Source organism: Staphylococcus sp. GDY8P120P (assembly GCF_017892065.1).
In the GTDB taxonomy this organism is placed as follows: domain Bacteria; phylum Bacillota; class Bacilli; order Staphylococcales; family Staphylococcaceae; genus Staphylococcus; species Staphylococcus nepalensis.
The window spans coordinates 19526-35234 of record NZ_JAESKI010000009.1 but is presented as its reverse complement, the minus strand read 5'-3'; the positions used below and the strand labels follow the sequence as shown (position 1 = coordinate 35234).

Genomic DNA, 15709 nt, shown 5'->3' with positions numbered 1-15709 from the left:
TTAATTATGAAACGATATTATTTGAAAACTTATTCTTTAACAATTTGTTTTACTTTATTTAAATCACGTTCGACAAAAAGGCCGGGCTTTTTCGTGAATTTACTTACTACATAAGTGACAATGACACTGGCTAAAAAACCAGGAATGATTTCATACATGCCAAATATTTCATTAAATGAAGCTAACGGTTTAATCCATGCAATCCAAATAATAACAACTAAAGCACCTGTAACCATACCGCTTAATGCACCGATGTGGGATAAGCCTTTCCAGTAAAGTGAAAGTATAACTAAAGGACTAAATGCAGCTCCGAACCCAGCCCAAGCATTGCCAACAAGGTTTAATATCGTATCATTTGGTGACCAAGCAATCCAGATTGCAATAATAGCTACTAACAAAACGGATAATCTGCCAACCAGGACGAATTCTTTTTCGTGTGTTTTAGCTTTATCTTCGCCTCGGATAAGTTTATAAAAATCTTCCGTTAAAGAACTAGAAGTAACTAATAATTGTGATGAAATTGTGCTCATAATTGCTGCCAAGATAGCTGCTAATAAAAACCCTCCAACAAGTGGGTGGAATAATATTTGGCTCATAATAATAAATAACGTTTCAGGATCTTGCATTTTTATATTATATTGAGGAACAAATGCAATACCAGTTAAACCAACTGCTACTGCTCCTAATAAGCCAACCACCATCCAACTTATCCCTAAGCGTCTAGCTTTTGGTAAAAGTTTATGTGTCTTAATAGACATAAATCGAACAATAATATGAGGTTGTCCGAAATAGCCTAATCCCCAAGCAAATAATGAAACGATACCTAAAAATGTTGTTCCTTTAAACAAGTCCATATTAGTAGGTCTCATAGTGGCAACTTCGCTAAAGGTATCTAAACCATTAAGTTTGATAAGCGCTACGATAGGGACCATAACCATTGCGATTAGCATGATAACACCTTGGAAGAAATCAGTAATTGAAACAGCTAAATAACCGCCAAAAAATGTGTAAAAAATAACTATAGCGGCAACAATAACAAGTCCCCAATGATAATTTAAACCAAAGGCACTTTCAAATAACTTTCCTCCAGAAACGAAGCCAGAATGTGTGTATAAAGTGAAAAAGACAACGATAATGAGACCTGAAATAATTTTTAGATAATTTTTACGGTCATTGAGCCGATTTTTAAAGAAATCTGGTAGTGTAATGGCGTCTCCAGCAATTTCAGTATAAACACGAAGTCGCGGCGCAACTACAAAATAGTTAACATAAGCACCTAGTGACAAGCCTATGGTAATCCACATAGCGGATAATCCTGTACTATAAACAGAACCTGGAAGTCCCATAATCATCCATCCACTCATATCTGATGCACCCGCCGAAAGCGCAGTAACATAGGGACCTATACTTCTGCCTCCGAGCATAAATTCACTTAAATTACCTGTCGCCTGTTTATAACCGTAATAACCAATAAATAGTAAAATGATAAAGTAGACAATAATCATAATATACGTTTGCCAAGTTGCATGAACTTGATTGGCTAACGATGTGCCTAGAATCAACATAATTGCTCAACTCCCTTATTCCGTCATATTAAATTGTGTTACATGAATGATTATACAATGGAATTTATAAATAGAGTAGAAAAATTTTCAGAAAATTACAAAAATAACATATGAAATCTAAAATAAAGCCTTACATTTATTGAAAACATGATTTCAAGTTTTATAAAAGTGTATGATTTATTATGCAATGACGACGTTTAATCTAATCATATAAAAGTGACGCGTATGATATTCATTATTTAAGTTACTTAATGTGAAGCAACCTCCTCAAAGATTTTAAAATAAAACGAGGTTATTTGTTGATATTGTTGAAAAGTTTAGATTTTTGAACGAAATTTTGATACAATTTTATAATGAATGAGTAAACAAGGAGGCTTTTATTTAATGGCTAAGGTTACACGTGAAGAAGTAGAGCATATTGCTAATTTAGCTAAACTTCAAATTACTGAAGAAGAAACAACAGAAATGCAAGATACATTAGAAAGTATTTTAAATTTTGCTAATCAAATAGATACAGCAGATACTAGTGCTATTGAGCCAACTTATCACGTATTAGATTTACAAAACGTGTTAAGAGAAGACGAAGCAATCGAGGGCATTCCTCAAGAGCTTGCATTAAAAAATGCTAAAGAGACGGAAGATGGACAATTTAAAGTACCATCTATCATGAATGAGGAGGACGCTTAAGATGACCATCCGTTATGAATCTGTGGAAAATTTAATTAAACTAATAAAAAATAAAGAAATTAAACCTTCACAAGTAGTGAACGATATCTATGATGCTATCGAAGAAACTGATCCATCAATCAAATCATTTCTTGCATTAGATAAAGAAAATGCTATTAAAAAAGCACAAGAATTAGATGAATTACAAGCTAAAGACCAAATGGAAGGAAAACTATTTGGTATTCCTATGGGAATTAAAGATAATATTATTACTGACGGCGTAGAAACAACTTGCGCTAGTAAGATGCTTGAAGGCTTTGTACCAATTTATGAATCTACAGTTATGAATAAATTACACAATGAACAAGCGATTTTAATTGGAAAACTAAACATGGATGAGTTTGCAATGGGTGGTTCTACAGAAACTTCTTATTTCAAAAAAACTGTAAACCCATTTGATCATAGCGCTGTGCCTGGTGGGTCATCTGGTGGTTCTGCAGCAGCAGTAGCAGCAGGATTAGTACCATTTAGTTTAGGCACAGACACTGGTGGATCAATACGCCAACCAGCAGCATACTGTGGCGTTGTTGGTTTAAAACCAACTTATGGCCGTGTATCTCGTTTTGGATTGGTAGCATTCGCATCTTCATTAGATCAAATCGGACCATTGACACGTAACGTTAAAGACAATGCTTTAGTGTTAGAAGCAATCACAGGTGTGGATGAAAATGATTCTACAAGCGCACCAATCGAAGATGCTGATTTCACTTCAGAAATCGGTAAAGACATTCAAGGTCTTAAAGTAGCCTTACCAAAAGAATATATAGGAGAGGGCGTTTCTGAAGAAGTAAAAGCATCAGTGAAAAAAGCAGTTGAAACATTAAGTGAATTAGGAGCTACAGTAGAGGAAGTATCACTGCCTAATACGAAATATGGTATCCCTTCTTATTACGTAATTGCATCATCTGAAGCATCATCAAACTTATCTCGTTTCGATGGTATTAGATATGGTTATCATTCACCAGAAGCAAAATCACTTGAAGAATTATATAAAATGTCGAGAAGTGAAGGGTTTGGCGAAGAAGTTAAACGCCGTATTTTCTTAGGTACATTTGCTTTAAGTTCTGGATATTATGATGCTTTCTATAAAAAATCACAAAAAGTTAGAACTTTAATTAAAAATGATTTTAATCGTATTTTTGAAAATTATGATGTTGTAGTAGGACCGACGACACCAACAGCTGCATTTAATTTAGGTGAAGAAATTGATGATCCACTTACAATGTATGCGAATGATTTACTAACAACACCAGTCAACTTAGCTGGTTTGCCAGGTATCTCTGTTCCTTGTGGAAAAGCGAATGGGCGTCCAATTGGTTTACAATTTATCGGTAAACCATTTGATGAGAAAACGTTATATCGTATCGCTTACCAATATGAAACGAAATTTAATTTGCATAATGAATATGAAAAATTATAAGGAGTGGAAATCATGCATTTTGAAACAGTTATTGGACTAGAGGTCCATGTTGAGTTAAAAACAGAATCAAAAATGTTTTCTCCATCACCAGCTCATTTTGGGGCAAAACCTAACTCAAATACAAACGTAATTGATTTGGCTTATCCTGGTGTGTTACCAGTAGTCAATAGACGCGCTGTTGATTGGGCTATGAGAGCATCAATGGCATTAAATATGGATATTGCAACAGAATCAAAATTTGATCGTAAAAACTATTTTTATCCAGATAATCCTAAAGCCTACCAAATTTCACAATTTGACCAACCTATAGGCGAAAATGGTTATATCGATATTGAAGTAGATGGTGAAACAAAACGTATCGGTATTACGCGTTTACACATGGAAGAAGATGCTGGTAAGTCAACACATAAAGATGGTTACTCTTTAGTTGATTTAAATAGACAAGGCACACCATTAATTGAGATTGTTTCTGAGCCAGACATCCGTTCACCACAAGAAGCATATGCATATTTAGAAAAACTACGTTCAATTATTCAATATACTGGCGTTTCTGACTGTAAAATGGAAGAAGGATCATTACGTTGTGATGCTAACATTTCCTTACGTCCATATGGCCAAGAAGCATTCGGTACCAAAGCAGAACTTAAAAACTTAAACTCATTTACGTACGTGCGTAAAGGTTTAGAATACGAAGAAAAACGTCAAGAAGAAGAACTGTTAAATGGTGGAGAAATCCTCCAAGAAACGAGACGTTTTGATGAATCAACAGGTAAAACAATTTTAATGCGTGTTAAAGAAGGATCAGATGACTATCGTTATTTCCCTGAGCCGGATATTGTACCATTGTACGTAGATGAAGCATGGAAAGAGCGTGTACGTCAAACAATCCCTGAATTACCTGATGAAAGAAAAGAAAAATATGTGAATCAATTTGGATTACCAGCATATGATGCACACGTGTTAACATTAACAAAAGAAATGTCCGACTTCTTCGAAGGTGCAGTAGCCGAAGGTGCAGATGTGAAATTAACATCAAATTGGCTAATGGGCGGCGTTAATGAATATTTAAATAAACATCAAATTGAATTATTAGATACAAAATTAACACCACAAAACTTGGCTGGTATGATTCAATTAATCGAAGACGGTACAATGAGTAGTAAAATTGCTAAAAAAGTATTCCCAGAATTAGCTGAAAATGGCGGCGACGCAAAACAAATTATGGAAGATAAAGGCCTCGTCCAAATTTCTGATGAAGCAACACTACTTAAATTTGTTAACGAAGCATTAGATAACAATCCACAATCAGTAGAAGATTACCAAAACGGTAAAGGTAAAGCAATGGGCTTCTTAGTTGGTCAAATTATGAAGGCATCCAAAGGCCAAGCTAATCCACAACTAGTTAACCAATTGTTAAAACAAGAATTAGACAAAAGATAATCAAATGATTAATCTATAATTTCGAGATTTAAAATTTGAAAATCTAATTTTGAAAGAACCTGTAGAGCAATGCTATCTACAGGTTCTTTATTATTGAGTAGGATGCTATATTTTCTTTTAAAAAATAGCCTAATTACTTTTATCATTTAACTAAATCATTTAATATAGAAACTGAGTATAAAAAGTTGAGGGATAAAATATGAGAAAACGAGCTAGAATCATTTATAACCCAACATCTGGTAAAGAATTATTTAAGCGTACATTGCCAGATGTATTAATCAAATTAGAAAAGGCCGGTTTTGAAACAAGTGCCTACGCAACTGAAAAAATTGGTGATGCGACAACAGAAGCTAGACGCTGTTTAACACAAAATTATGATGTTCTAATAGCCGCAGGTGGTGATGGTACATTAAATGAAGTCATCAATGGTATAGCTGAATATCCGAATAGGCCTAATATAGGGATAATTCCAATGGGCACTGTAAATGATTTTGGTCGTGCTTTACATTTACCAAATGATATCATGAGTGCAATTGATGTGATTATAGAAGGTCATTCAACACGTGTGGATATTGGGAAAATGAATAGTAGATATTTTATTAATTTAGCCGCTGGAGGGCAATTAACACAGGTCTCCTATGAAACACCAAGTAGGTTAAAATCCATCGTTGGTCCATTTGCTTACTATATAAAAGGGTTTGAAATGTTACCACAAATGAAAGCTGTTGATATTCGTATTGAATATGATGGTGAAGTTTTTCAAGGAGAAGCCTTGTTGTTTCTTTTAGGTTTGACCAATTCTATGGCAGGATTTGAAAAATTAGTGCCTGATGCTAAATTAGATGATGGGTATTTTACTTTAATTATAGTTGAAAAAGCTAATTTAGCTGAATTAGGTCATATTATGACACTTGCTTCACGAGGTGAGCACATCAAGCATCCTAAAGTACACTATAAAAAAGCGAAATCAATCAATATATCATCATTTATAGATATGCAATTGAATGTAGACGGTGAATATGGGGGTAAATTACCAGGTAATTTCTTGAATTTAAAACAACATATTAAAGTATATACACCTAGTGATATGAAAAACGAAGAATTAGTAGAACAATAAGATTTACGAAACACATAAAAGCAAACTTGAATTATTTCTTGCTTTTAAGTTAAAATAAATAGTCAAAAAATTAATAATAAACTACGAGGTTAGGTAATGACACAAAGTATCCTAACCTCTTTTATGTGGAGTGACAAGATGAAAACATTACAAAAAAATGAAAGATTAGAGGGAAAAGTGGTTGATTTAACACATGAAGGACACGGTGTTGTTAAATTAGATCGTTATCCTATTTTTGTACCTAACGCGTTAATAAATGAAATAATTACATTTAAGGTAATCAAAGTTAAAAAGAATTTTGCCATTGGAAAATTAATAGAAATAAAAGAGCCAAGCAGCGATCGTGTTGAACCACCATGTGTATACTATTACAAATGCGGGGGTTGTCAATTACAACACATGACATACCAAGCGCAATTAAATATGAAAAAAGAACAAGTGATTAATTTGTTCCATAGGAAAGCCGGCTTTAAAGATACAATCATCCACGACACTGTGGGAATGGAGCACCCCTGGTATTACCGTAATAAAACTCAAGTGCCCGTAGGTAAAAACCAAGAAGGAAAAATAATTTCCGGTTTTTATAGACAGAGAAGTCATGACATTATAGATATGGATGAATGCTTAATTCAAGATCAACTGCATCAACAAGTGATGAATCAAATAAAAGCTTGGTTTAATGAATTAAATATAAGTGTTTATAACGAACATAAAAAGCAAGGGCTTATGAGACATGTTGTAGTAAGAACTGGGCACTATTCAAGAGAATTAATGGTGATTTTTGTGACAAACGGAAAAAAATTTAAACAGAGCGATTTACTTGTCCAAAAAATGGTTGATGCGTTTCCTTATATCACAAGTATTAAACACAATATTAATAATACACATTCCAACGTAATAATGGGATCAGAATCTTATACTTTATATGGTAAAGATGCAATTCATGATACTTTATCAGACGTTACTTTCAAAATAAGTGATCAATCTTTCTACCAAATTAACTCGATACAAACTGAAAAATTATATCAACGCGCAATAGAATACGCAGAGTTGAATGGTGAAGATATCGTACTTGATACGTATTGTGGCATTGGTACGATTGGGTTATATATGGCGCCACAAGCCAAGCATGTTTATGGCGTAGAAGTCGTTTCAGAAGCCATTGAAGATGCAAAACAAAATGCGACCATAAACCAATATGAAAATACTACTTTTGTCTGTGGAAAGGCAGAAGAAGTTATTTTAAAATGGAAAGCACAAGGAATTAAACCAGATGTAGTGATGGTTGACCCACCTAGAAAAGGCTGTGACGATACCTTTTTGGAAACACTTTTAGAATTAAATCCAAGAAAAATCGTCTATATCTCTTGCAACCCGTCAACACAACAACGGGATGCACAACATTTAGCAAAACAATATAAGTTAACACAAATTACACCAGTTGATATGTTTCCACATACAACACATGTTGAAACTGTTGCTCAATTTGAACATATTTAACAAATGATTATGTGTTGCATTTCTTGCAATACATTGTGTAAAGTTAATTAATTTATTGTTTGCTCAATATTGCAGAGTATTGCAAAGTAAGAAGGTTTGTTAAAATTCAATTACAAGTAACTTACTTTCTAGCATTCCTCTTTCATAGTGGGTTAAATCGTTGTATACTCTAGGTAATAGCGAAGCGCTTGGAGGGTGACTAATGTTTAAAATTGATTTGTTTTCTAATAAAAAGTTATTAGAAGGCTTCTTATTATTTCAATTTACAGTAGTAATGATCAGCATATTGTTATCGTATAAATTTGCTTATTTATTTGCTTCAGTAATAGAGCAAAATATCTTATTTAATTTAATTTATGGTATATTAGGATTTACTGTTATTTATTTATTACATGAATTGGTTCATAATCTGATGTTTCGTTTGTTGTCAAAAGGACAAAAGCCTACTTATCGCATTAAATATGGTTTAATAAAGTCACATATGCCTCAAGTGTATTTTAAAAAATGGCAATATAGCATGATTATGTTAGCACCTTTATTAATTATTACGTTAATTTTATTTACCCTATTTTCTGTTGCTACTTATTCATCTATTATTTTTATTGCAAGTTTCCATATTGGATACTGTGTTAGGGATATATATTTATTATCCGGAGTTTTAAATGCTAATGTTCAATATATTGAAGATACAGAAGATGGCATCATATATTTTACCCAAAATCCCTCTAATCAGTTACAAACTGATACCAAATCGTAGAATGTAAATTAATTTGAGTTAGTATTACTGGTAAATACGTAATCAATGTTTAAACAGATATCGTATTTACATCGTGATAGCTAACTCTTTTTTTAATTGTGTTCATTTTAATGAGCATATTTTATGTAAGGAAATTATTAAGAATGTAAGATAAATACCAATGATATTAATTTAAGATGTTACAAGGGAGGTGTGTGCATTGTCAGAAAGAAGAATCATTCATATTGATATGGATTATTTTTTTGCTCAAGTGGAAATCAGAGATAATCCTAAATTAAAAGGTAAACCAGTCATCGTTGGTGGAAAAGCAAGTGGGAGAGGCGTTGTATCAACAGCATCATATGAAGCTCGAAAATATGGTGTTCACTCTGCAATGCCCACAGCGCAAGCACATAAATTATGTCCTGATGGTTTTTACGTATCACCTCGGTTTGAAGCATACAAAACAGCGTCAAATACGATAATGAACATTTTTAAGAGCTATACAGAAGAGGTTGAACCTTTATCACTCGATGAAGCTTATTTAGATATAACACATCTTGTACGGCCAGATTTACCTGCTTCTACAATTGCTCAATATATTCGAAGAGATATTTACGAAGCAACACAATTAACTTCTTCAGCGGGTGTATCATATAATAAATTTTTAGCTAAATTAGCAAGTGGTATGAACAAACCCAATGGTCTCACTGTTATCGATTATAAAAATGTTCATGAAATATTAATGGGATTAGATATTGGCGATTTTCCAGGGGTTGGTAAAGCTTCGAAAGAAAAAATGCATGAACATCAAATTTATAATGGACAAGATTTGTATAATCAAAGTGAGCGAGAGTTAATCCGTTTATTTGGCAAGCGTGGTCATGGATTATACAATAAAGCAAGAGGTATAGATTATAACGAAGTTAAACCCACAAGAATTAGAAAATCAGTTGGAACAGAACGAACATTTGCTACTGACATGAACGATGACGAACAAATTCTCCAAAAAATATGGGAGTTATGTGGTAAAACAGCTGAGCGGTTAGCTAGAATTCAAAAATCTGGAAAAACCGTAACAGTTAAAATAAAGACCTTTAAGTTTGAAACACTGTCTAAGCAAAGAAGTTTAAGAGACCCAGTTAAAAATGAGACAGACATATATAATATTGCCTATAGTTTGTATACAGAATTAAAAGAATCGGAAACACCTATTCGATTGGTGGGAGTCACAGTAGGCAATCTAGAAAAAGCAACATATGAGAATATGACGATTTATGATTACATTTAACTAAAGCGCCACTAACAGACACCATTTCTATTTCAATCTTTATCTTGCAATTGTTTGCCATATATATTGAGCATGCTATTCAAATCATCATAGTGTTTTAATAAGCGAAAGGTTATCATCGCACATGCTTTAGCATCGTTTAAAGCATCATGATGACCATGAAAATCTAGGTTGTAATAAGACATCATATAGTTTAATCCATAACGATGATTATTGATTGTTCTTCTAGATAGTTGTAAAGAACAAAAATATGTCATTGGAGGTGTGTCTTGTCCTATCGCTTTAATGCTCTCATATAATACATTCATATCGAATGCCGCATTGTGAGCAACGACTGGGAGATTCTCGATGAATTGCATCATATAGGGATACACTAAGTCAAATGTAGGTGCATCTATGACATCATTCGGTTGGATACCGTGTACAGCTATATTTTGTTTGGAAAAATAGTCATTAGGATTTATAAGTGTGTAAAAAGATTCTGTGATTTGATGATTGATAACTTTAACCATACCTATTGAGCAAATACTAGTTCGTTTTCCATTCGCAGTTTCAAAGTCTAAAGCAATATAAGCATTGGCGGTCATGAAGCAAGATTCCTTTCTCATTTATGAATATGATATGACTTTATATAATTCTGTTTTTGAAGTCAAGCGAGTCATACTGTTTTCAACTATGTCAGTACTTGTTGATGCTTTGATATTCGTAGTATTAAAAATAACGAAAAGAGGCTGAAACATAAATAATGTGTCAGCCTTAGATATCATATTGGCAATAGATGACTGGAAAGAAAATATAAAAACGCACTTCTTTAAAAACTAGATCTAAGTGCAAATTTTAAAGCGCTAGTTCTAAAGAGCAACTTCTTCATCTATGAAGCTTAGTATTAAGGTTAAGTTCATGCAATGTACTGAATTTAGTAGCACTTATGCGTGAGTCTTTGTTTTTGCATGCTTTTTTCTAATCATTCTTGCCGAGTGTGCAAGGAAATCATTTTATAAAATATGATTTCTGTTTACTCTCTTCTGTATTCAATTCAAACTGAATTTACGAGTAAATAATGGCATGGTTGAACTATACTTCCTCTTCATTAAAGGAACGTGCTGCCAATTCTTTTTCATATAAATATAATGTATTGCTGTCATCGCCGATGCGTTTTAAATAATCAATATGTGTATCGAACATTGATTCTTCTTCCACCTGTTCATCTAAGAACCAATTTAAAAATGAAATAGTAGCATAGTCTTTATCTTTATTGGCTAGGTCAGACAAGTTATAAAATCTACGTGTTACGTCTTGTTCTTGTGCTAAACCATCTTCAAATGTTTCTAAAATACTTGAGAATTCAGATTTAGGTGCTGGGATAGAATCAAATTTTGCTTGTTCGCCACGATCATTAATATAGTCATAGATTTTGTGACCGTGAAATCTTTCTTCTTTGGCTTGCTGGATATAGAAATTCGCAAAGCCTTCGTAAGACTTGCTATCACAGTATGCAGCCATAGCCATATATGCATGTGCAGCAAAATATTCGTGATTCATTTGTTCGTTTAATGCATCTAATAATTCTTTATTTAACATAAGAAATAGCCTCCATGTATTAGTTTTTAAATAGTGTAGCAAAGTTATTCTCATTCGTAAATAATAATTATTATAATCTAAAAAAAGATGGAGTCTTTTGCATTGAGAATTGTTTGGAATACAACTTAATCGTGTTATAATATTTTAGTGAATAGTAGAGGAGGAAATAAATGAGACAATGGACTGCAACCCGCTTAGCAAAACTGGCAAGACAAGTGAGTAGAGCTGCTGGAAAAAAGGGCACTGATTTACCAGGTCAAGTTGCTAGAAAAGTGGATAAAAATATATTAAGAGAATTGGCGTCTCATGTAGATGAGATTGTATTTATAAGTGGTACAAATGGGAAAACAACTACATCAAATTTAATTGGCCATACTTTAAAAGAGAATCATATTGAAATCATACATAATAATGAAGGTGCAAATATGGCTGCAGGTATTACATCAGCATTTATTTTACAAATAAAAAAAGAAACTAAAATTGCTGTTATTGAAATAGATGAGGGTTCTATTCCGAGAGTGTTAAATGAAGTTACACCAACAATGATGGTTGTGACGAATTTCTTCCGTGATCAAATGGATAGATTTGGGGAAATCGATATTATGGTAAATAATATTGCAAATGCAATTAATAATAAAGGGATTAAATTATTATTAAATGCTGACGATCCGTTTGTAAGTAGGTTAAAGACAGCTAGCGATATTGTAATTTATTATGGTATGAAAAAGAACGCGCACAATTTTGAGCAAAGTTTAATGAATGAAAGCAGATATTGTCCTAATTGTGGTCGTTTGCTACATTATGATTATATTCACTACAACCAGTTAGGACATTATTATTGTGAATGTGGTTTTAAGCGAGAAGAAACAAAGTATGAGGTGACACAATTTGATTTGGCACCTTTTATCAACCTAAATGTTGGTACTACAACATTTAATATGAAAATTGCAGGTGATTTTAATGCATATAACGCAATTGCTGCCTACACTGTGTTAAGAGAATTAGGGTTGAATGATGAATCTATCCAAAAGGGTTTTGAAAGTTATACTTCCGATAATGGGCGTATGCAATATTTCAAAAAGGGTAAAAAAGAGGCGATGATTAATTTAGCTAAAAACCCTGCTGGAATGAATGCAAGTCTTTCAGTAGGAGAACAAATCGAAGGGAATAAAATTTACGTTATAAGTTTAAATGATTACGCTGCAGATGGCCGTGATACTTCATGGATTTATGATGCAGATTTTGAAAAATTAGTAAATCAACAAATCGAAACCATTATTGTTACTGGTACTCGCGCAGAAGAATTACAGTTAAGATTAAAATTAGCAGGGGTAGAAGCACCTATTATTTTAGAAAAAGATATTTATAAAGCGACGGCCAAAACAATGAACTATGCAAATAGTTTTACTGTGGCAATCCCTAATTATACTTCGCTATCACCTATGTTAAAACAATTAAATCACTCTTTTGAGGAGGATAAAACAAAATGAATGAGTTAACGGTTTATCACTTTATGCCTGATAAATTAAATTTATATAGTGATATTGGAAACATTATTGCTTTGAAACAGCGTGCAAAATTACGAAATATCACTTTAAATGTAATTGATATCAATCAAACAGAAGGTGTGACGTTTGAAGAATGTGATATTTTCTTCATTGGTGGTGGCAGTGATAGAGAACAAGCATTAGCAACTCAAGAACTAAGCAAGATAAAAGAGAGCTTGAAAGCTGCAATTGAAGATGGTATGCCTGGATTAACTGTTTGTGGAGGATATCAATTTTTAGGAAGTAAATATATCACGCCAGATGGTATAGCGTTAGAAGGTTTAAATATTTTAGATTTTTATACAGAATCACAAAAAGATCGCTTAACTGGAGATATTGTTATAGAAAGCGATACTTTTGGTACTATAGTCGGTTTCGAAAATCATGGTGGGCGTACATATCATGATTTTGGAACACTGGGTTCAGTAACTTATGGGTATGGTAATAATGATGAAGATGCAAAAGAAGGCATACATTATAAAAACTTACTTGGCACCTATTTACATGGTCCCATATTACCTAAAAATCATGAAATTACTGACTATTTATTAGAAAAGGCCTGTGATCGTAAGGGGATTGTTTTTGAACCAAAAAATGTGGATAATACTGAGGAAGAAGCAGCAAAAAATGTGATCATAGAACGTGTTTCACAGCAAAGCAAATAGCATTACCATAATATTAAAAGCCAAAAGTTGATTGATTCAAATCAGCTTTTGGCTTTTAATGTTCTAGTTTATGTAATGACAATTTTATAAAAAAACAGGTTTAGGCAAAACGATTATTTAATATTCTATAAATCAATAATATTTCATATACGATATGGCTTTTTAATTGATTTTTATCAAATTCATCTAGACCCTTAACAGTCGATTTAAGTAACGATGCAGATTTGGGTTGACGTTCGAAGTGCCCAGAACTATGAATTTTATGTATACTTTGCGCAATGCTTAAAATGGCAACTTTTTCATCTTTTGTAAAAGTAACATAAGTATCTTTAGGCAAGTAAACTAAATTGGATAGATGCGTTATAAATAATCGGTTTGTATGGGTGCGAGTTGTTAATGACTTTAATCGCATCCATTCAGAATTATGGTGTTTGTGGTAACTGAGTTCATCTTTTTGGTAAGATAATAATGTTTCTACTTTTTGGTTTAAATCTAATAATGAATTTAATTGATGATACGTGCTTCCTTTATTAAACTTGCCCATTACGAGTTCACGCATTCGCTGGTTAAATAATGCATACATTTTTTCCTCAGTTAAATTAATAGAGTCATCTAGTTGGTCATAATACTTGGGGGGCAAGATAATAAAGTTTACTAATCCCGCCGTAACAAGCCCAATGATAGCTGTTAATAATCTGGAAAAAAAATTAAAGTAATAAGCATCATGTATACCAGGGATCATAGCCATAGCAGTTAATGTCGCTACGGTTGTGCCTACTTGTAAATTTAATCTTGTACATAAAATGATTGTGCATGTTGCGCTAAATGCATATGTGAATGGAGATTGATCACCAAAAACAAACGTAAATATTACTGCAAATAATGCACCAATAACCGTAGCAGGAAGCCTCTTATACCCTTTTTTTAAAGATGCTTTCGCAGTTGGTTCGATGGTAACGATTGCAGTTAAAATTGCAAAAATCGGATTTAAGTTTAAAGCCAAACAAAAGAAGGCTGTTAAAAAGGTCGCTAAGCCAGTTTTAATTGTTCTAGCGCCTACAATTTTTTTATACCAGATGTCATTCATAAAAAAACTCCTATTAAATTTATACATTAATCGAAATAACCAGAATAGTAAAAGTGGTTATGTCATTATCAGTTTAAAATGTTAAACTATATATGATAAAAATTTTCTAATTTATTATATCAAAAAAAGTCTGCTATAATAAGAAAGAATATAATTTACAAAAAGGAACGGGATAAAATGATTGTAAAAACTGAAGAAGAATTAACAGCGTTAAAAGATATTGGTTATATCTGTGCATTAGTAAGAGATAAAATGCAAGCAGCTACTAAACCAGGTATCACTACTAAAGAATTAGATGACATTGCTAAAGCATTGTTTGAAGAACATGATGCAATTTCAGCACCAATCCATGATGAAAACTTTCCAGGCCAAACTTGTATAAGCGTGAACGAAGAAGTTGCGCATGGTATACCTGGAAAAAGAAAAATCCGTGAAGGTGATTTAGTCAATATCGATGTTTCTGCATTGAAAAATGGTTATTATGCAGATACTGGTATTTCATTTGTTGTAGGTGAAGCGGATAATCCTTTAAAACAAAAAGTTTGTGATGTTGCTTTAGAAGCGTTTGAACAAGCTATGACAAAAGTTAGACCAGGCGCAAAATTAAGTCAAATCGGTAAAGCAGTGCATGCTACCGCACGGAAAAATGATTTGAAAGTGATTAAAAATTTAACTGGACATGGTGTAGGGCAATCACTTCATGAAGCACCAAGTCATGTCTTAAATTATTACGATCCAAAAGACAAAACATTACTAAAAGAAGGTACAGTTATTGCAGTAGAACCATTTATCTCTACTAATGCAACTTTTGTAACTGAAGGCAAAAATGACTGGGCATTTGAAACGCAAGATAAAAGTTTTGTTGCACAAATAGAACATACGGTGATAGTCACAAAAGAAGGACCAGTTTTAACTACTAAAATAGATTAAAATAAGTTTCGGTCTAAAGTCCTAATATAAGATGGTTCCGGAGCCTATACTAATGGTTCCGGATATTTTTTATAATAGAATTTAATCAATCATGAGGTGATTCT

Annotated in this window: 14 protein-coding genes; 10 read left to right on the top strand and 4 right to left on the bottom strand. The window is 32.8% G+C overall.

Annotated features, from left to right (window positions below):
- Positions 1-29: 29 nt before the first annotated feature.
- Positions 30-1565 (bottom strand): sodium/proline symporter PutP, encoded by a 1536-nt coding sequence (gene putP / locus KA900_RS08105; RefSeq protein ID WP_210139425.1) that lies wholly within the window; start codon positions 1563-1565, stop codon positions 30-32.
- Between the two features lie 384 nt (positions 1566-1949).
- On the opposite strand from putP, the gene gatC reads away from it, so the two are divergent.
- The 7 genes from gatC (at position 1950) to dinB (ending at position 9795) form a co-directional block, all read left to right on the top strand.
- Positions 1950-2252: an Asp-tRNA(Asn)/Glu-tRNA(Gln) amidotransferase subunit GatC gene (gene gatC / locus KA900_RS08100; RefSeq protein ID WP_096808899.1), complete on the top strand. Its 303-nt coding sequence runs from the start codon at positions 1950-1952 to the stop codon at positions 2250-2252.
- A gap of 1 nt (position 2253) precedes the next feature.
- A complete protein-coding gene (gatA, locus tag KA900_RS08095) occupies positions 2254-3711 on the top strand; it encodes an Asp-tRNA(Asn)/Glu-tRNA(Gln) amidotransferase subunit GatA (protein WP_210139424.1) in 1458 nt (485 codons plus the stop codon).
- 12 nt (positions 3712-3723) lie between these two features.
- The gene (gene gatB / locus KA900_RS08090; protein ID WP_096808904.1) at positions 3724-5151 is read left to right on the top strand and encodes an Asp-tRNA(Asn)/Glu-tRNA(Gln) amidotransferase subunit GatB; all 1428 of its coding nucleotides are present in this window, start codon (positions 3724-3726) and stop codon (positions 5149-5151) included.
- A gap of 199 nt (positions 5152-5350) precedes the next feature.
- Complete coding sequence (locus KA900_RS08085; protein WP_115342077.1) at positions 5351-6268, top strand: diacylglycerol kinase; 918 nt, start codon at positions 5351-5353, stop codon at positions 6266-6268.
- A gap of 138 nt (positions 6269-6406) precedes the next feature.
- Positions 6407-7768: a 23S rRNA (uracil(1939)-C(5))-methyltransferase RlmD gene (rlmD, locus tag KA900_RS08080; RefSeq protein WP_107644091.1), complete on the top strand. Its 1362-nt coding sequence runs from the start codon at positions 6407-6409 to the stop codon at positions 7766-7768.
- Positions 7769-7970: 202 nt separating this feature from the next.
- On the top strand, positions 7971-8525 hold the full coding sequence (locus tag KA900_RS08075; RefSeq protein WP_096808910.1) for a DUF3267 domain-containing protein: 555 nt from the start codon (positions 7971-7973) through the stop codon (positions 8523-8525).
- A gap of 199 nt (positions 8526-8724) precedes the next feature.
- Positions 8725-9795: a DNA polymerase IV gene (dinB, locus tag KA900_RS08070; RefSeq protein WP_115342078.1), complete on the top strand. Its 1071-nt coding sequence runs from the start codon at positions 8725-8727 to the stop codon at positions 9793-9795.
- Between the two features lie 32 nt (positions 9796-9827).
- On the opposite strand, the gene KA900_RS08065 is transcribed toward dinB, so the two are convergent.
- The gene (locus KA900_RS08065; RefSeq protein WP_096808913.1) at positions 9828-10382 is read right to left on the bottom strand and encodes a 3'-5' exonuclease; all 555 of its coding nucleotides are present in this window, start codon (positions 10380-10382) and stop codon (positions 9828-9830) included.
- A gap of 487 nt (positions 10383-10869) precedes the next feature.
- Positions 10870-11376, bottom strand: a complete 507-nt coding sequence (gene ftnA / locus KA900_RS08060; protein WP_207573034.1) for a ferritin — start codon at positions 11374-11376, stop codon at positions 10870-10872.
- A 170-nt stretch (positions 11377-11546) separates the two neighbouring features.
- On the opposite strand from ftnA, the gene murT reads away from it, so the two are divergent.
- On the top strand, positions 11547-12866 hold the full coding sequence (gene murT, locus KA900_RS08055) for a lipid II isoglutaminyl synthase subunit MurT (protein ID WP_103372594.1): 1320 nt from the start codon (positions 11547-11549) through the stop codon (positions 12864-12866).
- Positions 12863-13588, top strand: coding sequence for a lipid II isoglutaminyl synthase subunit GatD (gatD, locus tag KA900_RS08050; RefSeq protein WP_096808920.1), 726 nt, complete (start codon positions 12863-12865; stop codon positions 13586-13588). Before murT ends, gatD begins: the two co-directional genes overlap by 4 nt.
- Positions 13589-13688: 100 nt before the next feature.
- Here gatD and KA900_RS08045 read toward each other — a convergent pair whose 3' ends face one another.
- Positions 13689-14675, bottom strand: coding sequence for an FUSC family protein (locus KA900_RS08045; RefSeq protein ID WP_096808922.1), 987 nt, complete (start codon positions 14673-14675; stop codon positions 13689-13691).
- 177 nt (positions 14676-14852) lie between these two features.
- Between KA900_RS08045 and map the strand changes: the two genes are divergently transcribed.
- A complete protein-coding gene (gene map, locus KA900_RS08040) occupies positions 14853-15605 on the top strand; it encodes a type I methionyl aminopeptidase (RefSeq protein WP_103372572.1) in 753 nt (250 codons plus the stop codon).
- The last annotated feature ends 104 nt before the right edge of the window (positions 15606-15709 follow it).

What these genes read in the sequence shown, in the direction of transcription:
- murT (WP_103372594.1), top strand. Translation starts at nt 11,547, where the DNA reads ATGAGACAATGGACTGCAACCCGCTTAGCAAAACTGGCAAGACAAGTG.
- putP (WP_210139425.1), bottom strand. Translation starts at nt 1,565, where the DNA reads ATGTTGATTCTAGGCACATCGTTAGCCAATCAAGTTCATGCAACTTGG.
- gatB (WP_096808904.1), top strand. Translation starts at nt 3,724, where the DNA reads ATGCATTTTGAAACAGTTATTGGACTAGAGGTCCATGTTGAGTTAAAA.
- map (WP_103372572.1), top strand. Translation starts at nt 14,853, where the DNA reads ATGATTGTAAAAACTGAAGAAGAATTAACAGCGTTAAAAGATATTGGT.
- KA900_RS08065 (WP_096808913.1), bottom strand. Translation starts at nt 10,382, where the DNA reads ATGACCGCCAATGCTTATATTGCTTTAGACTTTGAAACTGCGAATGGA.
- ftnA (WP_207573034.1), bottom strand. Translation starts at nt 11,376, where the DNA reads ATGTTAAATAAAGAATTATTAGATGCATTAAACGAACAAATGAATCAC.
- rlmD (WP_107644091.1), top strand. Translation starts at nt 6,407, where the DNA reads ATGAAAACATTACAAAAAAATGAAAGATTAGAGGGAAAAGTGGTTGAT.
- gatA (WP_210139424.1), top strand. Translation starts at nt 2,254, where the DNA reads ATGACCATCCGTTATGAATCTGTGGAAAATTTAATTAAACTAATAAAA.
- gatC (WP_096808899.1), top strand. Translation starts at nt 1,950, where the DNA reads ATGGCTAAGGTTACACGTGAAGAAGTAGAGCATATTGCTAATTTAGCT.
- KA900_RS08045 (WP_096808922.1), bottom strand. Translation starts at nt 14,675, where the DNA reads ATGAATGACATCTGGTATAAAAAAATTGTAGGCGCTAGAACAATTAAA.
- KA900_RS08085 (WP_115342077.1), top strand. Translation starts at nt 5,351, where the DNA reads ATGAGAAAACGAGCTAGAATCATTTATAACCCAACATCTGGTAAAGAA.
- KA900_RS08075 (WP_096808910.1), top strand. Translation starts at nt 7,971, where the DNA reads ATGTTTAAAATTGATTTGTTTTCTAATAAAAAGTTATTAGAAGGCTTC.
- gatD (WP_096808920.1), top strand. Translation starts at nt 12,863, where the DNA reads ATGAATGAGTTAACGGTTTATCACTTTATGCCTGATAAATTAAATTTA.